Consider the following 21,501-nt stretch of genomic DNA (forward strand, 5'->3'; position numbering starts at 1 on the left):
TTCCGGACGCAAAACCGCTTCACACTTTTCCTGGAATTGCTCAACCGCCAACCAGTTCCTTCTGCAGGAAGATGCGGCTGCGGCCGACAGGGAAATCGGCCAGCGAGCCGAAGGGCCGATAGCCCTGGCGCTGATAGACCTTGGCGGCGTTCGGATTGAAGGTATCGATCCAGGCATTGTTGCAGCCGCGCGCCACCGCTTCCTGTTCGGCCGCGTCCAGCATTGTGCCGGCCATGTGCTGGCCGCGCAGCCGCTCATCGACCCAGAGCCATTGCACATAGAGCCAGCCCCAGGCCGTGTAACCGGAAATGCCGGCGACGACCGCGCCATCCTCGTCGCGCACAAACACCACAAGCGCCTTCCTTTCGGATGCGCCGACATCGCCGTCGTTGAACGCCGTCAACCTTTCGCCGAGAAAGGCGAGTTCTTCCGGCGAGGGATTTGCCGTCGTTTCAATGGTCGTATTCATCGCTTTTCCGAGATGGGTTGCGTATCGGTATCGCCGCCATTGCGAAATTCGGATGCGGCAATGCCGTGGCGCTTGAGCTTGTCGTAAAAGGTCTTGCGCGGCACGCCGAGGGCGTCGATGGCGCCGCGCACGTCGCCGCCATGGTCGCGCAGCGCGTCACGGATGAGCTGCGCTTCGTATTGGCCGACCCGTTCGGGCAATGCTGCCGCAGGCTCCGGCGCGTGCGCGGAGACCGTCCTCACCTCATCGTCCGGACCGAGACCGAGCGCGACGCGATCGGCGAAATGGGCGAGCTCGCGGACATTGCCCGGCCAGTCATGCGACTGGAGATGATCGCTGACGGCTGCATTCATCTTGGCGACGGGCCGGCCGAACCGTTCCGCCGCCTTGCCGAGGAAATGCCCAAACAGCATCGGGATATCGCCGCGCCGTTCGCGCAGCGGCGGTATGCGCAGCGTCACCACGTTGAGGCGAAAATACAGATCCTCGCGAAAATCACCGCGCTGGTCCGACCGCCCGAGATCGACCTTGGTCGCCGCAACGACCCTGAGATCGATGCGCCTGATATCGTTCGAGCCAAGCGGGGTGAGGCTGCGCGTTTCGAGCACCCGCAGCAGCTTGACCTGGAGCGCCGGGGGCATGGATTCGATCTCGTCGAGAAACAGCGTACCGCCGCTGGAATGCTCGATGCTGCCGATCCGCCGCCGCTGCGCGCCGGTGAACGCGCCCGCCTCATGGCCAAACAACTCGCTCTCGATGACCGTCTCCGGTAGGGCGCCGCAGTTCAGTGCCACGAAGGGTTTTGAGCGCCGCCGCCCCCACCTGTGCAGCAGGTCAGCCACCACTTCCTTGCCGGTTCCCGTTTCTCCCTCGACCAGCACGTCGACATCCATGTCGGCGATCTGGCGCAAGGTCTCGCGCAGCCGCTTGATGGCAGGAGCCTCGCCGATCAGCGGCAGGCCGTCAGTGGCGAGCGCCGCGGCTTCGCGCAGCCGCCGGTTCTCCATCACCAGTCGTCGCTTCTCCGATGCCCGTTTCAGCGCCTCGACAAGGCGGTCGCCGGCAAAGGGTTTTGGGATGAAATCGTAGACACCATCCTTGAGCGCGGCCACTGCGAGATCGACGTCGCCATGGCCGGTGACCAGGATCACGGGTATGTCCGGGTCGATCGCCTTGATGCGATCGAACAGCTGCAGCCCGTTCATGCCCGGCATGCGGATGTCGCTGACCACCACGCCTTCAAAGGTCCTGTCGACAACGGCAAGCGCTGCCTCGGCGGCGTCGCGCGCGACCACAGTGAAGCCGGCAAGCTCGAGCAATTGCGTTGTGGCGTGAAGGAGGTCCGCATCGTCGTCGACGAGCGCCACCAACCCTGATCCCTCAATCATTCAATTCGCCTCAAGTCGACGGTAAAAGATGCGCCGGTGCCATTGCTGGGATCGAGCCGCAGCGTGCCGCCCAATTCCTGGGCAATCTCCTGCGAGATCACCAGCCCGAGACCAAGCCCCTTCTCCTTGGTGGTCTGGAACGGCATGAACAGATTGCCGGCTGCTTCCGGGCCGAGACCTGGGCCATTGTCGCGCACCGAAATCAGCACCCTGTCGTCGTGCTCGGCGAGTTGGATCTCGATGCGGGGATCAGACTGGTCCTTCATCGCGTCGAGCGCATTCTGCAAAAGGTTGACGAGTATCTGCTCCAGCCGGATGCGGCTGGCCAGGACCACCGGCGAGGCATTGCCGCGCGGCTTGACGATGGTCACGCCGGAATCACGGATGCGGCCCGACAGCAGCGACAGCGCGCCATCAATTGCCTCGCGCACCGGCAGCGGCGAAGCGGCAACCCCGGGTCGACGGGCGAAAGTGCGCAAGGTGCCGGTGATCGCGCCGATGCGCTCGGTCATCGACACGATCGACGTCAGATTGCCGCTGGCCGGTTCGGTTTTGCCGGTTTCGAGAAAGCGGCACGCATTCTCGGCATAGGTGCGGATAGCGGCGACCGGCTGGTTGATCTCGTGCGCCACGCCGGCGGCGATTTGGCCGAGGATGGAAAGCCGGTTGGCCTGGGCGAGGTCGTCGCGCAGCCGGCGCACCTTGGCTTCGGCATTCTCGCGCTCGGCGATTTCACCGGCAAGTGCGGTGTTGGAGCGGGTCAGCTCGGCCGTTCGCGTGCTGACTCGGCTCTCCAGCTCGGCATTCATACGCGCCAGCGCCTCCTGCCTCAGCCTGCGCGTTCGCCGGCGCCGGGTCAGCACGTAGGCAAGCAAGCCCATCAGCAGAAGCCCAAGCAGCGTGGTCAGGCGCGCCGTGTTGGCGGCCGATGAAAGAGCAGCGTCGGCGGGAGTGAGCAGCCAGAGACGCCAGCCAGGAACAGCACCAGGCAAATCCTGCACCACCTCGACGAACTGGCGCGGTTTTCCCGCGTTGTCGATCGTCGCCAGGCCGTCACCCGCGCCGCGCCGGATCGGCAGCGGCTCGAAGCCTGCATCGGCCAACTGGAGCTGCTCGTGGGCTGCGGCGGTGTCCTCGGCCGACAGTGGTGCCAGCGCACGGAACCGCCAGTCGGGCTGGCTGGTAGCCAGCACCACGCCGCGTTCATCAGTGATGAACACAAGCAAACCGCTGGAACGCCAATTGGCTTCGACGCCGTCGAGTTCGACCTTCAGCACCGCAACGCCAAGCGGCTTGCCGCCATCGTCGACGCGGCTGGCAAGGTACAGCCCCGGTCTGCCGCTGATTGTGCCGAGGCCATATTGGCTGGCAGCACCCTTGCTCATCGCTTCCCGGAAATAGTGCCGAAAATTGTAATCGATGCCGACAAAGCTCGCCGGTTCGTCGGCATTGCTGGCTGATATGGCGATGCCTGCCGTATCGATGATGTAGATGGCGGATGCCGAGGCATCGCCGGCAATCGACTTGAGCTTGTCGTTGAGGGCCTTTTCTTTCATTTTTCCGGCCCGGCGCAGAGCGCCGCGCACCGCATCGTCTCTGGCCAACACCAGTGGAACCAGGCGCTGCTTTTCGATTTCGCCGGTCAGGGTTCCCGCCGCCAGCGGCAGTGCGGCGAGTGCCGTCTCGCGCAGATTATCGGCCGCCTGGCCGGAGGCGATGCGCCCGGCAATGGCGATCGCGCCGGCCAGAAAGGCAAGAGCGACGACCACGGCAACCCAGCGGCCATCGCGCAGCCGCGCCACCGCCTCGCGCAGCAATTCACGGCCGGCAAATCCAGGGAATCCGCTATCGGTGTCTGCTTGCGGCGTCTGCCCTCTCCCCTTTGCTCGCGGCTTTCGGCCAGTGTAATGCGAAAATCCGCCCAGGCAAACACTGCCTGTGCGGAAATCCGCACAGGCTTTGCCCGCATGACGTCAGACAAAGGCGGAAATCCCGTGGTTCCGGCCTTTCCGCGAACTGGCACAACGCTTGCAAAACTCCCTGGCAGCGGCGTGCGACCGGAGCGCCGCGATGGGAGAAGTCACGCAGGGCGCTCCGCCCCATCCGGCCAGGGAGAGTTCGATGCACATCGCAGACCAATCAGGCGCGCTTGCCGCGCAGCGCAAGCCTTTCTATGCCCAACTCTACGTGCAGGTGCTCGTCGCGATCACGGTCGGCATCCTGCTCGGCCATTTCTATCCGTCGGTCGGCGAGAGCATGAAGCCGCTCGGCGACGCCTTCATCAAGCTGGTCAAGATGATCATCGCCCCGGTCATTTTCCTGACCGTGACGACGGGCATTGCCGGCATGAGCGACCTGCAGAAGGTCGGACGTGTCGCCGGCAAGGCGATGCTCTATTTTCTCACCTTTTCGACGCTGGCTCTGATCATCGGCCTTGTCGTCGCCAATGTCGTGCAGCCGGGCGCCGGCTTCAACATCGACCCGGCGACGCTCGACGCCTCGACCATCAGCACTTACGCCGCCAAGGCGCACGACCAGTCGGTCACCGGCTTCCTGATGAACATCATCCCGTCGACCATCGTCGGCGCCTTCGCCGATGGCGACATCCTGCAGGTGCTGTTCTTCTCGGTGCTGTTCGGCATCGCGCTGGCGTTGGTCGGCGACAAGGGCACGCCCGTGCTCAATTTCCTGCAGGCGCTGACGACACCGATCTTCAAGCTGGTCAGCGTGCTGATGAAGGCCGCCCCCATCGGTGCCTTCGGCGCCATGGCCTTCACCATCGGCAAATACGGCATCGGCGCGGTCATCAACCTCGCCATGCTGGTCGGCACCTTCTACGTGACGTCGTTCCTGTTCGTGTTCGTCGTGCTTGGCGCGGTCTGCCGCTACAACGGGTTCTCCATCCTGTCGCTGATCCGCTACATCAAGGAAGAGCTGCTTTTGGTGCTGGGCACCTCCTCGTCGGAGGCCGCCCTGCCCTCGCTGATGGAAAAGATGGAGAAGGCCGGCGCCAAGCGCTCGGTCGTCGGCCTGGTCATCCCAACCGGCTATTCCTTCAACCTTGATGGCACCAACATCTACATGACCTTGGCGGCGCTGTTCATCGCACAGGCGACCAACATCCACCTGTCGATGGGTGACCAGATCCTGCTGCTGCTGGTGGCCATGCTTTCCTCCAAGGGTGCCGCCGGCATCACCGGGGCCGGCTTCATCACCCTTGCGGCGACGCTTTCGGTGGTTCCGGCGGTGCCGGTCGCTGGCATGGCGCTGATCCTCGGCGTCGACCGCTTCATGTCTGAATGCCGGGCGTTGACCAACTTCGTCGGCAATGCTGTCGCCACGCTGGTGGTGGCGCGCTGGGAAGGCGAACTCGACGAGGCCAAGCTGGCGAGGGCGCTGGCGGGCACGGCCGACGATAGCCTGCCGGCGGACGTTGTTCCCGCCGAGTAATGACGCGCGGTCAATGCGTAAAAGGCCGGAGGCGTGCTGCCTCTGGCCTTTGTCATGCAGGTCGCAACGTCAGACCGTGCCGGTCTTGCTCAGCGGTGTCCGGAAACGTGCTTGGGCCAACAGGCATGCGGGCTGCCAAAGTGCCGCCGTCGTCGAACAGCACAAGGCTGGCGGCGCCGACGAGCCCGGCATGGCGGCCGAGCTGGGCCTGAACGACCGGCACGTCGCGATAGGCGCGCATGGCCCGTTGCCTGATGGTCGCCTCGATGGTCGGCAGCATCAGGTCGAGCCCATTGGCGATGCCGCCGCCAACGACCAGCACATCGGGCGAATAGAGATGCAGGAGATTGGTGAAGCCAACACCCAGCCAGCGCGCTTCCTCCTCCAGCAAGGCCGAGGCAAGAGCGTCCTGCAGCCGTGCCGCCTCGACGACATGGCGGCCGGTTACCTCCGCGTCCGCTGACAAGCGTCGCAAGGTAGAGCCGTCTCCGGCTGCCGTGGCGGCGCTGGCGCGGCGGCCAAGTGCCGTTCCCGAGGCGATGGCCTCGAAGCAGCCAACGACACCGCATACGCAGCGCTCGCCTTCATTGGTGATGGTCATGTGACCGATCTCGGCGGCAAGGCCACGGCGGCCATGCAGGATGCGGCCGTCGACGACGACACCACCGCCAATGCCGGTGGAAACCGTGACGAAGACCAGCGAGCCCGCACCATGGCCGGCACCGAAACGCCATTCGCCGAGCGCCGCCGCATTGGCGTCGTTCTCCAGCCGCACCGGCAGGCCGAGCCGCCGCTCGAGGATGTCGGCAAGCGGCACGTCCAGCCAGCCGGCGAGTGTCGGCGGGCCGACGGCGATGCCGGCCAGCGGATCGAGCGGTCCCGGCGCACCGACGCCGACGCCGACGATCGAGAGTGCCGGCGCCTCGGCGTGGACTGTCGCCGCCAACGCCTCGATCTGGCCGATCACCACATCGGGACCGGCCTGCGCCTGCGTCGGCACCGCCGCGAATGCCAGGATCTTGCCGTCGCGGTCGACCAGGGCGACACGAAGCTCCGTCCCGCCAAGATCGATCGCAAGGGCGGCTTCTGATGTCATGCCGCGACCTTCAAGCCGTGCAGCCAGCCGATGCGGCCGGCGAGGTCCTTGTCACCGAAGGCGAGCGAACCGAGAACCACGGTTTCAGCCCCGGCGGCACGCAGCGACGGCACGGTCTCGTGGCGGATGCCGCCATCGGCCGCCAGAACCACCTGTGCCTCACGGCCGGCCTTTCTCAGGATGGCGCGGGCAGCGCCCAGCCTGTCGCAGGCCTTGTCCGACAGGCTCTGTCCCTTGACGCCGATTGCGGTTCCAAGAAGCGTCACGAAGGCGACTTCCGGGGCAAAGGCCGTCACCGCTTCCACAGGCGTCTCCAGCCTGAGTACGACGCCGGCCTCGGCGCCGAGCTCCCGCGCCAGCCGCACGGCGCGCAATCCGGCCTCGCCATTCTCGGCATGGACGCTGATCATGTCGGCGCCGGCCTCGATGAACTGGCGCGTCTGCGCCTCGACGATTGCTTCATCGACCATCAGATGGACGTGGATGGGTTTCGCCGTCAGCCCGGCGATGCGGGCGACAAGATCGGGAAAGAACAGGAAGGACGGGGCGAAGTGGCCGTCCGCCACATCGATATGATGAAGATCGACATAGGGCTCGATGCGCTTCAAGTCGTTTTCGAAATTGGCGAGGTTGGCCGACCACAGCGAGAATTCGGCGATCATCCGATCGCGTGGCAATGCGGCGATGGCGGCCGGGCCTGAGAGAGGTTTCGAGATCATGACTGGTCCTGGTTGTTGAAATTTATGTCGAGAAAGTCCGCGATGGCGGCGCGAATTTCGGCGAAATGGCGCTCCTTGTCGGTGGCCTTCGGCCTCACCTCGGCAAAGGTCGCATTGGGGATGGCGTCGGCGAGGCTGCGGGCGGCGGCCAGCGGATGGACCAGATCGATGCCGCTGCCGATGACGAGCGTAGGGAACGCAAGGCTAGCGGCCGCTGCCCGCGTCACGCCAGGTCCATCCTCTGCGATCGCCTGCATCACCTCGGCGAAGACGGGCGCGTCTTCGCGCGCGAAGAAGCCGAGCAGGGAAGCAAGATTGTCCGGCGCTTCGGTTCGAAAGCGTGCGGTCGTCGCGGACGCCGCGAAGATATCTCGCGCCTCCGATAAAGGACGGCTGAGGATGAGCTCCGCCACTTCCACGTAAGGGCGCATGTTTTGCGGTGCCGCGTCGAAAGCCCAGGCAGGGCGAACAAGCACCAAACCCAGGACGCGGTCAGGGTGGCGGGCGGCAAGCTGCAAGGCAATGGCCGCACCCATCGAAATGCCGCCGGCGACGAAACGGTCGAGGCCGGCCGCATCTGCGGCGGCCAGCACATCATCGGCGAACATCGCGATCGAAAACGGGCGCTTGCTACCGGCGCCGGAACCGCCCTGCGCGCGGCATTCGACGGTCAGCCGGCGGTATGACGGGCTGTCGGGATAGTTCTGCGCGACCTGCGCTGCGTCACCGCCGAGGCCATGCTGGAAGACGACGGGAAGTCTGCCCTGCCCCGTGTCGAAGACACGAAGCGCTGCATCGTCGCGGAGCAGGATCGTCGGGGCGGCGCCCATCAGAGGAGCCTTCGTAGAAAGGCGGCGACATCGGGGGCTTCGTCGGCGGACAGCCCGTGGGTGACGAGCGATCCCTCGAAGCCGACTGCCTTCAGCCGCGCGCCGAAATCCGGGAAATCGACGATGCCTTGCCCTGATGGGGCAAAGCGGCCGTCACTATAGCGGTCCTTGGCGTGCGCCATGGCGATGTGGCCGGCGGCCTCGTCGATCGCGGCGGCAACGATGGCGCGCGCCTCGCCGGGCGTGGCGTGTTCGAACAGGTTTGCCGGATCGAGCACGATCTTCAGATGCTTCGATCCCATCTCGGCGATCAGCCGGGTCGCATCCCTGGCCGAGGTGACGATGTTGGCCTGCTCAGGCTCGATGCCGAGATCGACATTGGCACCTTCGGCCAACGCCAGCGCCTTCGCCATCTCGGCGGCCATGTCGGACCAGGCGGCCGGATCGGCATTGTCGGGATGATAGGCCCACTGATCGGCGGCGTTGCGCGAGCCGGTGCAGAGCGTGAGCAGCGGGATGTCGAGGGCAGCAGCAGCCTCGATGACGACGGCGAGACGCCGAAGGCCATCGTCGCGCACGGCTTTGTCGGGATGCGCCATGTTGTAGGTGCCCGAAAGTGCTGCAAGTGAGACACCGCTCGATTGCGCTGCGGTGCGGATGGAGGCGATGGCGTCCGCCGGCACAGCATCCGGCATCGACGGCAGGCCGGCACAGGCCAGATTGAGCTGCGTCGTCTCGTATCCCGACTGCTTCACCGCAGCCAGCACGGCGGCCGGGTCGGTGCCGGCAAAGGTCTTGGCGAAAATGCCGAGACGCATCACACCGCCCCCGAAACCGAGGCGAGTTCGACTCGCTCGCCTGATACCACCGAACGCGCGATGGCGACCATGGCGCGGATCGAGCCGATGCCGTCCTCGACATTGGCGCCGCGCATCGGCGCGCCGTTCAGCACCGTGTCGGCAAGACCTTCCAGCTGGCGGCGGAAGAAATGGCCATCGGCGCCGAGCGGCCGGCGCGATGTCGCGTCCTTCTCATGAAAAATGTCGACCTCGCTGGCGCGGAAATACCAAGGGTTGAATGTCCTGGCGATAACGGAGCCGTTCTCGCCATAGAGCTGAAAACCTTCGTGCCAGTCCATGCGCACGGCAACCGTCAGGTCGAGATGGCCGAGCGCGCCGCTGGCGAACTCGGTCTCGACGAACCAGCAATAGGCGCCGAAACGCTCGTTGAGGCGCGCGCGGACCGCAAGGATTTCGCCACACAGGAAACGCGCCGTGTCGACGAGATGCGAGCCATGCGCCAGCATGAAATATTGCCTGAGATCAGCCTTGGGATTTCCCGCTGGCTTCCTGGCTAGCCTGCTGGTGACGGGCAGCGGCTGCACGGCATCGGTGTTGGTGTAGCGATGGGTGGAATCGCAGTACCAGGCCTTCAGCGCCAGCACTTCGCCGATCTCGTCTCGAACGAAGTCGCGCGCCGCCTCCAGTGCCGGATCGAAGCGCTTCATGTGCCCGACCTGCAGGATCTTGCCCGAGCGCCTGACCGCTTCGGCCAGCGCCTCGCCTTCCTCAACCGAGGTGCCGATCGGCTTTTCACAGAGAACATGCTTGCCGGCGTTGAGCGCCCTGATCGACATCGGCACGTGATAGGCGTCCGATGTGGCGACGATCACCGCTTCCAGCTCAGGATCGGCGAGCATTGCCTCATAGTCGGAATACATCTTCTGCGGCTCGTAGGTCGCGCCCATGCGCGCAAGCAGATCGGGTGCCGCGTCGCAGATGGCGTAGAGGTCGGCATTGCCGGCCTTGGCGCAGGATTCCAGATGCGCGAACTGCGCGATGGGGCCGCAGCCGAGCACGCCGACCCTGAGGCGTCTGTCCTGTTTCTTGATCATCGTCTCGTTCTTCAGGCGCCGTAGGAGCGCATCGTCTGGCGGTTGGTCTTGACCGCGCCGGCGGGATCGGCGGCGGCCGTTTCGGATTCTTCCTCCAGCACCAGCCAGCCATTGAAGCGCGGTGCGGTGCCGGCGATCTCGATGACCGCAGGCGTGTCGCAGACGCCCTTGCCAAGCATGGCCCAGGTACCGTTGGCATCGACGTCCTTGAGGTGGATGTAGCGGATGCGGTCGCGGTGGGTGCGCAGCGTGTCGGCCATGTCCTTGTGGCCGCGCAGGATATGGCCGGTATCCGGCACCCAACCGACCAGATCGGGATCGAGCAAGGCAAAGATCGTGTCGTAGTCGGCCCGGTCGAACAGCAGCGTGTTGTGGTGCGAGCTTGGATGCACCGCGACCTGGACGCCGGTCTTGCGGCCAAGCTCGCCAGCCTCGTTGTAGACCTCTGCGGCGATGGCGAATTTGTCGTCGCGCGGACCGTCGGAGACCACCGTCGCAGAGCCCATCGACACGAGCGCGCCAGGGAAGGCGGCGGCGAAGTCGATCCAGCGTTTGGCGGTCTCGAGATCGGCGCCGATCTCCTCCTTCAGCGTAAAACCACTGTTCGAGCCAAAGGCGAAGGAAACCAGCGTCAGCCCCGACGCCTTCAGCGCGGCGGCGAACTCCTCCGGCTTGTCGCCATAATGTCCGATCATGGTGTCGGTGATCTCGATGCCGGCATAGCCACCGTCAGAGATCGCCTTCAGCAGATCGTCGGGGCCGCCGGTGAACCGGTCTCCCAGCATTTCCCAGGTGAAGGTCTGGCAGCCGACTTTGAGGTCTTTCACGTTCATCCTTTCATTCCTTGGTATCGCCTATTGCTTGATGCCACCCTGCGTCGCCGTCGGATGGACGTCCTACTTGACCGAGCCCGCGGTCATGCCGGCGAGGAAGTACCTCTGGGCAACGAGGTAGATGAGCAAGAGCGGTAGCGAGCCGAGCACACTCATTGCCATCATCTGGTTCCATTCGAAGGCGTGCTGCCCCATCAACAGCTGGATGCCGATCGGGACGGTGCGCATGGACGTTGACTTCGTCAGTGTCAGCGCAAAGAGAAATTCGTTCCAGCACAACAGGAAGGTGTAGACTGACGTCGCCACGATGCCAGGCAGTGAAATCGGGACTATCACCCGCCAAAGCGCTGTCCAACTGGTGCCGCCATCGACGGCTACAGCTTCATCGAGATCGCGGGGCAAGGTGTTCAGATACCCCGTCATTAGCAGGATCGCGTAGGGCAGCGTAAACACCAGATAAGTCAGGATCAGTGCGACATAGGTGTCGAAGATGCCGTATGAGACGACGAGCCCGAAGAAGGGGATCAAAAGTGTGATCGGCGGAATCGTCTGCGTGCTGATGATGATTGTGTTGAGGCTGCCCTTGCCGCGGAAGTTGAAGCGGCTGAACCCGTAGGCCGCCAGCAGGGCGATCAGCACCGTCAGCACAGTCACCGCTCCCGCCACGAAATAGCTGTTGAAGAAGAAGCGCAGCTTTACCGGGTCGCCAAGGATGGCTGCATACGCTTCCAGCGTAAACGCCTTTGGCAGGATGGTTGGTGGCAGGGCAAAGATTTCGGTATTCGATTTGAACGAGCTGCTCAGCATCCAGTAGATCGGAAATGCCGCGAAAAAGAGCCCCGCTGCAAGCGCTACATGGAGCGCGACGGTGATCAGCCTGTCTTTCGGCGTATGCCTTTTCCTCATGATGACTACCGAGCCTTTTGATAGCGAATATAGAACAGCGTCAGGCCGAGAGAGATCAACAAGATGACCACAGCGCTCGCCGAAGCCTGCGACAGGTTGTAGCTCGAAAACGCCAGCTTGTACGTGTAGGTGCTGAGGACCTCGGTCGAGTAGATCGGGCCACCGCCCGTCGTTATCCAGATTAATGGGAAGACCTGCATGGTCCAGATGAAGTCAAGCAGCGAGATGCTGATGATGATCGGCATCAGCTGCGGAATGGTGATGAAGATCAGCTTCTGGTAGGCTTTCGCCCCGTCGATATCGGCGGCCTCGTAGAAATCCTTGGGAATGCCCTGCAAACCCGCGAGCAGGCTGACCATGAAGAGCGGATAGCCCGCCCAGATATTGGCGAAGGTGACGGCGTGCAGCGCGGTCTCAGGCGAGGAAAACCATTCGACCTTGGAACCGATGATGCCGATTTGCATGAGTATGCTGTTCACGACACCGTTCGGCTCAAGCAGCAGGCGCCAGATCACGGCGATAATCACCGCGGTGAACAGCCAGGGCAATATGTAGAGCACGCGCAGAATATTGCGCAGCGTCGGATTGATGCGGTCGCTGTTCAGCATGAGCGCGAAGGCCATGCCAATGGTCATGTGGAAAATGACACTCATGCATGTGAAGTAGAGCGTGTGCCACAGCGAAGCCCAGAACACGGGGTCGTCGAAGATCGCCTGGTAGTGTTTCAGTCCGGCAAAGGATGGGTCACGACGCAGCACCGCGCTGTTCTGGAACGAGTAGCCAATCACCGTCACCATCGGCAGCAGCATCAGAAGCCCGATTATGAGCAGCGAGGGCGACAGATAGAGGTAGGGTGCGACCGCTCGTTTAAGCTTATGGTGGGAGCGCTTTTGCCGGGTCATGTGCCAACCTTGGGATACGCCTTCAAGAGAAGGTAAGCTTCAAAAACAGGTCCACTCAAATTGCCGATCCGTTGTTGCCGGGTGGCCTGCCCGAAGTCAGGCCACCCGGTCAAAGATAGCAAACGGGAACAGGCCGATCAGAATTTCGCCATCCAGCCCTTCTGAGCGGCGGCTGCGGCTTGTTCCGGAGATTGCTCGCCGGCGAGCATCTTTTGAGCTTGCACGTCGAACTGGGTCATCAGGTCTTCTGCCACCGGCAGGCCCGTGAACTCATTGGCGAGATAACCGGTCTTGAAGATTTCAAAAGCCTTGCCGAAAGCCTTGTCCGAGGTCACGAAATCGGGCTGGGCGTTGACGTTGCCCGGGAAGGCGTTTGCAAGCGATACGAGCTTGGCGTTCACCTTTTCACTCATCACATATTGGACGAGTTTCCAGGCCTCTTCCTGATGTTTCGAGGCAGCAGAGATGCCGATGCCCCAGGAGGCATAGGGAAGGCCGCGCTTGCCGGTATAGTTTTCCACGACCGGGACCGGGATGAGGTCGAAGTTCAGCTTGGGATTGCGCTTACGGATGAGGTTCACATGCGCGAGCGAGTCGATCATCATCCCGACGCGGTTGTTGACGAACTCCTCGACCTTTTCCTGCTCGGTCTTGGTGGCGATGCCGGGCGAGATGGTTCCGGCGTCGTTGAGAGATTTGACGAAGGTGAGCATATCCACCACCGGTTTGCCCTCAAGGTCCGGCTTGCCGTCCGCCATCATCGACTGACCCGAAGCCCAAACCCACGACATCATGTCGTTCTGGACGCCGGATGGCGTTTGCAGCGAGAGGGGCAGCACCCAGCCATACTGGTTCTTGTCGGCGATCGTCATCTTCTTGGCGGCTTCGAGAAACTCCGCACGGGTCGACGGCAGCTTGGTCACGCCTGCCTGGGCGGCGAGGTCCAAATTCACGAAGACCGGATAGACGAAAGAAGCCACGGGAAACATCACCGCCTTGCCGTCCACCTTGACGATGTCCGCGACCTGGCTCTTGTCGAAACCGCTCGCATCCATCATCGGATTCATGTCGGCGAGTGCGCTCTGCGCATTCAGATTGTTCACCCAGGCACCGTCGAGACCGACGACGTCGCTGAGCGTTCCGGTTGCAGCACCAACCGAGATCTGGTCGCGCGTGGTCGCGTAGGGGCCGCTGACCAGCGTCACTTTGATTCCTGGATTTGCGGCCTCGAAGTCATCCATGATTGCCCTGAGCGAGCCAGCCGGCAATTCGGGCTCCCACCATTGGGTGAATTCCAGCGTCGTATCCGCCATGGCGCCGGTTGCGCCAAGCAACCATGCGGCTGCGGCTATTTTCAGCATCGCGGGTTTTATACGAAACGTCATCTTCTCCTCCTTCTTTATATTCGACCGCACAATGCGGCCGATCGTCTGGTTATTCACAAGTCTTCTTATGCAGGTGCCTCACCCTCACCCGCGGGTCTTATCGCTGATATTCAGATTGCCAGATGCGTCTCGGGATCGAAGAAATGGAGCTTGGTATCATCCAGGGCCAACCTGATTTCCGAGCCGGAGCGGACTGTGCTGACCGGTTCGAATTTCGCCACCGCATTCGACGCCAGGCCGAAATCCTGCACCGCGTCGGGGTCGCCGGAGTCCACCCGGACCGCGTCGATGTCGAGATGGACGATTTGTTCGGATCCAAGTTCTTCGATCGAGGTCACCTTTGCCGGTATCGTCTGATACTTGCGGCCGGATTCGAGGCTGCTGTCATAGAGATCCTCCGGTCGTATCCCGAACACGACCTTGCGCCCCGCATACGACCTCAAGTCCGGCCTGCGGACGAAGGCTGCATCCTGCAGCCGGATGGCTAAGGCGCCGGACATCAGTTCGTCGCCCGTCAGGGTCGCCTCGAAAAGGTTCATTGAAGGAGACCCGATGAAGCCGGCAACGAAGGCGTTCACCGGCGATTCATAGAGCCTCTTGGGTGTGTCGACCTGCTGCAGCACGCCGCCTTTCAACACCGCGACCCGGTCGCCCATCGTCATGGCTTCGGTTTGGTCGTGGGTCACATATATGGTCGTTACGCCGAGCTGCTTTTGCAAACTGGTGATTTCGGCGCGCATTTGAACGCGCAGTTTCGCGTCCAGATTGGAAAGGGGTTCGTCCATGAGAAAGGCTGCCGGCTCGCGCACCATGGCGCGGCCCATGGCAACCCTTTGACGCTGTCCGCCTGAAAGGTTCGCGGGCTTGCTGTCCAGCAGAGACGTCAGTTGAAGGGTTTTGGCGATCTCGTCCACGCGCTTTTTGCGCTCGGCCTTCGGCTTGCCCGCCAGCCGCATCGAAAAGCCGATGTTTTCGAACACCGTCATATGCGGGTAGAGGGCGTAGCTCTGGAAGACCATCGCGATGTCGCGGTCCTTGGGCGGCATGTCGACAACGTCGACTCCGCCGATCCGAAGGCTGCCGCTGGTGACGTCCTCCAATCCCGCGATCATCCGCAGCGCGGTGGATTTGCCACAGCCGGACGGCCCGACGAGAATCAAAAACTCGCCGTCCTTGACCGACAGGTTCAATTGGTCGATTGCGTGAAAATTGTTCCCGTATGTCTTGCAGATATTCTCAAGAACGACTTCTGCCATATTCCTCCCTCCACAAGTCTAAGCCACTGATTTTTATGATTGTCCTCGGCTTATGTTCACCTGCGAAATATTCCTCGGATAGTTCGGACTAAGTTCCGGTATCGAGCCGCGCATATTTCAGTTCGACTGCCGACGGCGCTTTCGTCGATGCCAGAAGTTCCATGACCTGGTCGTTGGTCGGAAGCGCCTCGCGTCCGCCCCGCCCCGTTATCGAAAGGGCCGCCGCCGCAGCCGCGAATGCGACCCGGCCTGCGGTGTCGGCCCCGCGCGTTAATGCAAGGGCATAGGCGCCATGAAAGCAGTCACCGGCGCCGGTCGAGTCGACGACGGCAACCCGGTGCGGAGGCAGGTGCCAGAGCCCTGTCTGGTCGCGTCCGCGATAGAAGACGCCCCTGCCGCCATCCGTCAGAACCACGGCGGACCGCGACGGCAACCACAATGCGTCGAGTATCTCGGCCGGCGACCGGCGGCCGGTGGCGGTCCGCGCAAAGCCGAGCGGAAGAATGAGATGGTCGCAGAGCCCGATCAGTCTCTCGGTGGCCGGGCCGTGGCTCCATTCGACATCACCGAGGATCGCAAGGCCGAGATCGCGAGCCCGGGCCACGACATCCAGCGACCCGATCCCGTAACTGTCGACGATCAGGACTGTCGCGCGGCTGAGAACCTCGTCCGGAAAGTCCGGCGCGGTGCCCAGCATCGCTTCGTCGTCATACGCGATGAATCGCTCGCCATCCGAACCGACGGTGATCCGCGAGCGCACCGGGCGCGCGTGCGGGTGGCGCGGCGCGAACGCGGTTTCAACGCCGCTCGCAACGAGATCGCACAACACGGCGTCGTCGGCGGCATTGCCCAGCCATCCGACGAACCCGGCGCTTCCGCCGAGCCGCGCGACGGCGGCAAGTGCCGTCGCGACATTTCCTCCGAAAGCTCGGGCACTTTGCAGAACCTTCCCCTTGCCCGCCGACAACGGCTGATCGACATAGACGATGTCGTCGATCGCAATAGCTCCGAAGCCGAGGATTGAAGGGACGGTGGGCATCGTTCAGGCACCCGCCTTCGCCAAGGCGTCTTGCGCCGAAAGGCCGTCATGGATGACGCCTCGAAAGGCGAACGCTGCCTTTTCCGGATCGCCGTGCCCCCAGAGATTGCGGCCCACCACGGCACCGCGCGCGCCGGCACGGATGGCGTCCGCCGTCTGCTGAAGGGCGCCGAGCAGCGTGTCGGTCTTCGGACCGCCGGCGATCACAACCGGCACCGGGCAGGTCCGAACGGTCTCTCGAAACGACTCGAAATCGCCCGTGTAACCGATCTTGATCACGTCGACGCCGGACTCGTAGCCGATGCGTGCCGCATAGGCGATCTCGTCGGGGGTGAAGACGATTTTTGCCCCGTCGGTGAAATCGCGAGGGTAGATATGCGCCACCACCGGCATGCCGTAACGGGCCGCCGCATTCACCGAATCGGTCAGCCAGCGTATGTATTTGCCCTCGGTCGCGCCGCGCACCGGAATGGCCACGGCCAACGCATCGGCGCCAGCGCGCACCGCATCCTCGGGCGTTGCAATTAGTTCACTGATGCGATCGTCCGGGGTGAAGCAGCCGGCCTGGATCACCAGGCAAGCCTTGCCCGCGTATTGCGGCCACAGATGGCGCGCAGTGCCAGGCTGGATGCTGACGTAGTCGGGTTTGCCTACCATGACGCGTGCAAGCGCGCCCGGCAGGTCGGCAAGACCTCCTTTGCGCACGTCGCCATAGCCGACAAAGTGGTCGACCGCGCCGCCAAAAAGATTCCCCGACGGATGTGAGAAGAGGCGCGCCAGGCGCACCTTGGTTCCGAGGCTCATGAGTCCAAAATCTCCAATCGATTGATTTCAAAATCCTGGACCCAGTGTTTGCGAAAGAAAAGACAAATGCAATCTTTCGAAAGCTTTCGAATTCGCATATTTTTGGTAGAGTGAACCGAAGCCAGGGCGATCGCTTGGCGCATGGAGGCAAGGACAGGGCATGTTGTCAGAGCAGAGACGCCAGTCGATCCTGGGTGAAGTGCAACGCAGCGGACAGGTTCGCATCAAGGACCTGTCAGACGATTTTGGCGTGTCGGAAGTCACGGTGCGCTCCGACCTCGAGATACTGGACCGTAAGGGACTGCTGACCAAGACCCGTGGAGGCGCAGTGACCCGGACCACGGATTCGACCACGGCCGCGTTCGCCCGGCGGATGCAAACGAACCTCGATGCAAAGAAACGCATCGCCCGGGCAGCGGTAGAACTGTTCGAGGACAACCAATCGGTCATCTTCGACGGCGGCTCGACATTGATGCAGGTTGCCATGCTGTTACCGCCGCTCAGCAATGTCGTGGTCGCGGCCACGGCGATGAATATCGTGCAGCATCTGATGCATCGGCCCGGGCTCGACGTTCACATGATCGGCGGCCGGGTCTATCCAGACACGGTGAGCACACTGATCACCGATGCCGACACGGCTCTCGGCGGCTTGGTAGCGCATCAGGTCTTTGTTGGAGCGCATGCGATTGACTCGTCACTGGATGTGGTCGACGTGAACGAAGACATGGCGCGAACGAAGCGAAACCTCGTGCGCATGGCCCGGCGCGTTGTCCTCCTTGCGGATTCGAGCAAATGGGGCGTCAGCGGGACCTCAAAGGCCTTTTCGCTGTCGAGCGTCGATGTCGTGATCACGGACGATGGCCTGTCCGGCGCGATACGCAGCCAGCTTGATAGGACCGGGGCCAAGGTGATCTATGCCTGACTCCCTCGCGGTCCCTGGCCACGACGGAAATACCCAATGCGCGCATGACCCACCGGATTCGCATCGGCGGTCGGCCTTTTTTCATGTCGGTCATTTTCTCCTCCCAGGGCTGGCAGCCTCCCGATATCGCGCCAGCATTTTCGCATGTTGTATAAAAATTTTACGCGCGTCAATATTTAAAATGTTGTATAGCCCTTTGCGAAAGCGATCCGTTGCCGGCTGGGCGAATCCGGCGGAGCATGGCGCATCGGGAGGTACGATCGAAAATGCACGGGATACCAATGACGAAACTCGGGATCGGCGTCATCGGATGCGGCAATATCTCGATGACCTATCTGCGCAATGCCGCCCTCTTCGGCGGCATCGAATTGCGCGCCTGCGCCGATATTTCCGCCGACATGGCGGCAGTGCGGGCGAAGGAATATGGCATACGGGCACTCGGCGTCGATGCACTGCTGGCCGACCCCGAGATCGATCTTGTCCTCAACCTGACCATTCCGGCGGCGCATTTCGATATTTCGTTTGCCGCGCTTTCGGCCGGCAAGCACGTCTTCACCGAAAAGCCGCTCGCCACCTCGGCCGCCGATGGACAGCGCCTGGTCAATGAGGCGCGGTCGCGCGGCCTGCTGCTCGGCTCGGCGCCCGACACGTTCCTCGGTGCTGCCGGGCGCCGTGCGCGCCGGTTGATGGACCAGGGCGCCATTGGCCGTCCGGTCACCGGCACCGCCTTCATGATGGGCCGCGGCATGGAGCACTGGCACCCCAACCCGCAATTCTACTACCAGCCAGGCGGTGGCCCGGTGTTCGACATGGGTCCGTACTATCTGACCATGCTGGTCAATCTGCTCGGCCCGGTCGAGCGCGTCATGGCAATGGCGACACGCGGCCAGGAAGAAAGGCTGATCACCGCCGAAGGGCCATTCAAGAACACCACATTCAAGGTCGGCACGCCGACCAATGTGCTGTCGCTGCTCGAGTTCCGCTCCGGCGCGACCGTCACCTTCGGCGCCTCGTGGGACGTCTTTCGCCACTCCAACCATCCGATCGAACTGCACGGCACGGAGGGCTCGCTGCGCCTGCCCGACCCCGACACGTTCGGCGGCACGGTGTCGCTGTCGGAACGCGGCACCGACTGGCAGGATTTCGCCAGCGAGGGCGAGCTCTACGGCGCCCGCAACTGGCCTTACGCGGCACCCGATCGCGCCAATTACCGCATGCTCGGCGTCGCCGATCTGGTGCGCTCGCTTCAAACCGGCAACACCCCACGGGCCTGCGGCAGCCTTGCGCTGCATGTACTGGAGGTCATGGAGGCTATCCTGCGCTCCGGTGAAACACAGGGCTCGGTCGCCATCGCGGGCGATGTCGTGCAGCCGGCTCTGCTGACCGAGGAAGAGGCGAGCAGCCTGCTGGCCTGAGGGTATGATCATGACGCTCGATCCGGATGCGCTGCGCGTCCTCGAAATTGGTCGTGCAGCCGGCGGCGAGCCATTCGAGACCGGCAGCGTGGCGGCGGCGCGAACTGCCTACAACGCCTCGTTCCCGGCGCTACAGGGTGAGCACGAGCCGGTCGCTGCGACCCAGGAACGGCAGATCGACGGGCCGAATGGGCCTATTGCGCTCCGCATCCATCGCGGCATCGGCGCACCGCAAAGCGGGGCGCCGGCGCTGCTCTATTTGCATGGCGGCGGCTGGGTCATCGGCAACCTCGATTCGCATGACGAGATCTGTCGCCTGATGGCCAATCTCGGCAACGCCGTCATTGTCTGTCCTGACTATCGCCTGGCACCGGACCATAAATTTCCCGCCGGGCTCGAGGATTGTCTGGCAACTCTTCGTTTCCTGGCCGAGAACGCCGCCGATCTCGGCATCGACATCAGACGCATCGGTGTGGCCGGCGACAGCGCCGGCGGCAATCTCGCCGCCGTGCTGGCGCTGCTCGCCCGCGATGGGCTGGCGCCGTCCCTTGCCGCGCAGATCCTGATCTATCCCAACACCGACGCGCGGCAGACATCCGACAGCTACCGGCGTTTCGGCGACGGCTTCGGGCTCACCGCAACCACCATGGCCTGGTTCCGCGACCATTATTTGCGAACGCCCGACGATATCACGGACTGGCGCGTCTCGCCCTTGCTGGCGCCTGCCCTCGCCGGCGCGGCGCCGGCTTTTGTGGCGCTTGCCGGCTGCGACATCCTCGCCGACGAAGGGGCAGCCTATGCGGCGCGCCTGCAAGCCGCGGGCGTTCCGCTCATCCTGCGGCAATGGCCGGGCCAGATCCACGGCTTCGTCTCGATGGGACGCCATATCCCCGCTGCCCGGCAAGCGGTGGCCGAGGCGGTGGCCGCCTGGCGCCAGTTCGAGAAAAGCTGATGCAGGTCGCTCAGGCTGACTGACGCATCACCAGGGTGGCGCCGAGCTTGACGGTGCGCGCCATGCCCTGCTTCGGCGGATCGGCCTCGTCCAGCAAGGCCAGCAGGATCTCGACGCTGCGCCCGGCCATGGCGGCGAAATCCTGCGCCATGGTGGTCAGCGCCGGGCAGGTGTAGCGGCTCAGCGGATGATCGTCATGCGCGGCAACGCGCAGATCGCAATCGGGCCTGCGGCCGACCTTCAGGCCGCGCGAGAACGCAGCCGCCATCACGCCAAAGGCGAGACGATCGTTGGCACACAGGATTGTGCGGCCGGGCAAGGCGCCGGCCTCCAGCATTTTTTCCGTCTGCTCGTAGCCGATGCGTTCGAAGTCCCAGGTGTAATCGCGGGCGGCCTCGATGACGACCGGCTTGAACCCGGCGGTCTCCATCGCGACGATGTAGCTTTCCTGGCGTTCGCCGGAGTTGTGGTTGACGTGTGGGATGTCAAGATAGACCGGCGGCTCACCCGAACGGCAGAGATAGTCGACGATGGTCGAGACGCTCTGCCGGTTGTCGTTGCCAACGAACGGCGTATCGCCCTCGATATAGGTGTCGAAATAGACGATCGGAATGTCCTGCCCGAGCTTGTCGAAGACGCCGCGGTCAGAAGCCAGGCCCAGTGGGGCGATGATCGCGCCGGCGACCTTCAGGGACAGCAGCGTCCTGACCGACTCCGCCTCCAGCTTCGGCGAACCATGCGAGGAGATGACGATCGGCCAGTAGCCTTCGTCGCGGCAGCGAAATTCGATGCGGCTGACCATCTCGGCGTAGAACGGATCGGTGATCGTCGGCACGACGATGCCGATGTTGCGGGTGCGCTTGCGGTTGAGGTTGCGGGCGAAAAGGTTGGGCTGATAGTCCGAGGAGCGCAGGGCGGCTTCGATGCGCGCCCGCGTCGCCGGCTTCACGCTCGCCGGATCGTCGAAATATTTGGACAGCGTCGGCCGGGACACGCCGCATGCCTGGGCGAAGTCGTCCATCGTGCGGTGTGTCTTCTCCGCCATCGATATATTCCTGATCCCCTGCCATGATCGGCCCCGCCACCAGTCATGCGGCCGTTGACCGGATGCGACAATGCTCGACAGAACTTATTCAGTCAATTTTCACGGTTACCAATAGAGCGCAAAAAAATTGCATGCGTCAAATTATTTGTTAACGTTTAAAGCTGACGTGGCTCGCCGCCGTTTTCCCGCCAAACGC

General features: G+C 63.2%; 20 protein-coding genes. 4 read left to right on the plus strand and 16 right to left on the minus strand.

All coding sequences use genetic code 11. The annotated features are described in order from the left end of the window. Positions 1-40: 40 nt before the first annotated feature. Genes NKH06_RS06665 through NKH06_RS06675 form a run of 3 tightly spaced genes read right to left on the minus strand, consistent with a single transcriptional unit; the run spans position 41 to position 3,674 of the window. The gene (locus NKH06_RS06665; protein ID WP_023808780.1) at positions 41-469 is read right to left on the minus strand and encodes a GNAT family N-acetyltransferase; all 429 of its coding nucleotides are present in this window, start codon (positions 467-469) and stop codon (positions 41-43) included. Next, positions 466-1,857, minus strand: a complete 1,392-nt coding sequence (locus NKH06_RS06670; RefSeq protein ID WP_128302406.1) for a sigma-54-dependent transcriptional regulator — start codon at positions 1,855-1,857, stop codon at positions 466-468. The genes NKH06_RS06665 and NKH06_RS06670 overlap by 4 nt, the downstream gene beginning before the upstream one ends. Next, on the minus strand, positions 1,854-3,674 hold the full coding sequence (locus NKH06_RS06675) for a sensor histidine kinase (RefSeq protein WP_352892572.1): 1,821 nt from the start codon (positions 3,672-3,674) through the stop codon (positions 1,854-1,856). Before NKH06_RS06675 ends, NKH06_RS06670 begins: the two co-directional genes overlap by 4 nt. A gap of 304 nt (positions 3,675-3,978) precedes the next feature. Between NKH06_RS06675 and NKH06_RS06680 the strand changes: the two genes are divergently transcribed. Continuing rightward, positions 3,979-5,307, plus strand: a complete 1,329-nt coding sequence (locus tag NKH06_RS06680) for a dicarboxylate/amino acid:cation symporter (RefSeq protein WP_023808783.1) — start codon at positions 3,979-3,981, stop codon at positions 5,305-5,307. Positions 5,308-5,359: 52 nt separating this feature from the next. Here NKH06_RS06680 and NKH06_RS06685 read toward each other — a convergent pair whose 3' ends face one another. The 12 genes from NKH06_RS06685 to NKH06_RS06740 all read right to left on the minus strand — a co-directional run bounded on the left by NKH06_RS06685 (position 5,360) and on the right by NKH06_RS06740 (position 16,971). Next, positions 5,360-6,403 carry an ROK family protein gene (locus NKH06_RS06685; RefSeq protein WP_128302404.1) on the minus strand — a complete coding sequence of 348 codons (1,044 nt, stop codon included), beginning with the start codon at positions 6,401-6,403 and terminating at the stop codon, positions 5,360-5,362. After that, positions 6,400-7,122, minus strand: coding sequence for a ribulose-phosphate 3-epimerase (locus NKH06_RS06690; protein ID WP_023808785.1), 723 nt, complete (start codon positions 7,120-7,122; stop codon positions 6,400-6,402). The genes NKH06_RS06685 and NKH06_RS06690 overlap by 4 nt, the downstream gene beginning before the upstream one ends. Beyond that, a complete protein-coding gene (locus NKH06_RS06695) occupies positions 7,119-7,952 on the minus strand; it encodes an alpha/beta fold hydrolase (protein WP_128302403.1) in 834 nt (277 codons plus the stop codon). The genes NKH06_RS06690 and NKH06_RS06695 overlap by 4 nt, the downstream gene beginning before the upstream one ends. Continuing rightward, positions 7,952-8,770 carry a sugar phosphate isomerase/epimerase family protein gene (locus NKH06_RS06700; RefSeq protein WP_023808787.1) on the minus strand — a complete coding sequence of 273 codons (819 nt, stop codon included), beginning with the start codon at positions 8,768-8,770 and terminating at the stop codon, positions 7,952-7,954. Before NKH06_RS06700 ends, NKH06_RS06695 begins: the two co-directional genes overlap by 1 nt. Then, positions 8,770-9,846, minus strand: coding sequence for a Gfo/Idh/MocA family protein (locus tag NKH06_RS06705; RefSeq protein WP_023808788.1), 1,077 nt, complete (start codon positions 9,844-9,846; stop codon positions 8,770-8,772). The genes NKH06_RS06700 and NKH06_RS06705 overlap by 1 nt, the downstream gene beginning before the upstream one ends. A gap of 11 nt (positions 9,847-9,857) precedes the next feature. Next, entirely contained in the window at positions 9,858-10,679 is an 822-nt protein-coding gene (locus NKH06_RS06710) for a sugar phosphate isomerase/epimerase family protein (RefSeq protein WP_023808789.1), read from the minus strand. A gap of 63 nt (positions 10,680-10,742) precedes the next feature. Continuing rightward, positions 10,743-11,585, minus strand: coding sequence for a carbohydrate ABC transporter permease (locus NKH06_RS06715; protein WP_023808790.1), 843 nt, complete (start codon positions 11,583-11,585; stop codon positions 10,743-10,745). A 5-nt stretch (positions 11,586-11,590) separates the two neighbouring features. Continuing rightward, positions 11,591-12,487: a carbohydrate ABC transporter permease gene (locus NKH06_RS06720; RefSeq protein ID WP_023808791.1), complete on the minus strand. Its 897-nt coding sequence runs from the start codon at positions 12,485-12,487 to the stop codon at positions 11,591-11,593. A gap of 137 nt (positions 12,488-12,624) precedes the next feature. Beyond that, complete coding sequence (locus NKH06_RS06725) at positions 12,625-13,872, minus strand: ABC transporter substrate-binding protein (protein WP_352440061.1); 1,248 nt, start codon at positions 13,870-13,872, stop codon at positions 12,625-12,627. 110 nt (positions 13,873-13,982) lie between these two features. Then, complete coding sequence (locus tag NKH06_RS06730; protein ID WP_023808792.1) at positions 13,983-15,128, minus strand: ABC transporter ATP-binding protein; 1,146 nt, start codon at positions 15,126-15,128, stop codon at positions 13,983-13,985. Positions 15,129-15,216: 88 nt separating this feature from the next. Further along, positions 15,217-16,167 carry a PfkB family carbohydrate kinase gene (locus tag NKH06_RS06735; protein WP_352440062.1) on the minus strand — a complete coding sequence of 317 codons (951 nt, stop codon included), beginning with the start codon at positions 16,165-16,167 and terminating at the stop codon, positions 15,217-15,219. Between the two features lie 3 nt (positions 16,168-16,170). Beyond that, on the minus strand, positions 16,171-16,971 hold the full coding sequence (locus NKH06_RS06740; protein ID WP_352892575.1) for a beta/alpha barrel domain-containing protein: 801 nt from the start codon (positions 16,969-16,971) through the stop codon (positions 16,171-16,173). A 160-nt stretch (positions 16,972-17,131) separates the two neighbouring features. On the opposite strand from NKH06_RS06740, the gene NKH06_RS06745 reads away from it, so the two are divergent. The 3 genes from NKH06_RS06745 to NKH06_RS06755 all read left to right on the plus strand — a co-directional run bounded on the left by NKH06_RS06745 (position 17,132) and on the right by NKH06_RS06755 (position 20,260). Further along, positions 17,132-17,893: a DeoR/GlpR family DNA-binding transcription regulator gene (locus tag NKH06_RS06745; protein WP_023808795.1), complete on the plus strand. Its 762-nt coding sequence runs from the start codon at positions 17,132-17,134 to the stop codon at positions 17,891-17,893. Between the two features lie 266 nt (positions 17,894-18,159). Beyond that, entirely contained in the window at positions 18,160-19,308 is a 1,149-nt protein-coding gene (locus tag NKH06_RS06750) for a Gfo/Idh/MocA family protein (RefSeq protein WP_023808796.1), read from the plus strand. 10 nt (positions 19,309-19,318) lie between these two features. Then, positions 19,319-20,260, plus strand: coding sequence for an alpha/beta hydrolase (locus tag NKH06_RS06755; RefSeq protein WP_023808797.1), 942 nt, complete (start codon positions 19,319-19,321; stop codon positions 20,258-20,260). A 10-nt stretch (positions 20,261-20,270) separates the two neighbouring features. On the opposite strand, the gene NKH06_RS06760 is transcribed toward NKH06_RS06755, so the two are convergent. Next, a complete protein-coding gene (locus NKH06_RS06760; protein WP_023808798.1) occupies positions 20,271-21,305 on the minus strand; it encodes a LacI family DNA-binding transcriptional regulator in 1,035 nt (344 codons plus the stop codon). Positions 21,306-21,501 lie beyond the last annotated feature (196 nt).

The sequence above is a fragment of the Mesorhizobium sp. M1342 genome (genome assembly GCF_040317955.1).
GTDB lineage: Bacteria > Pseudomonadota > Alphaproteobacteria > Rhizobiales > Rhizobiaceae > Mesorhizobium.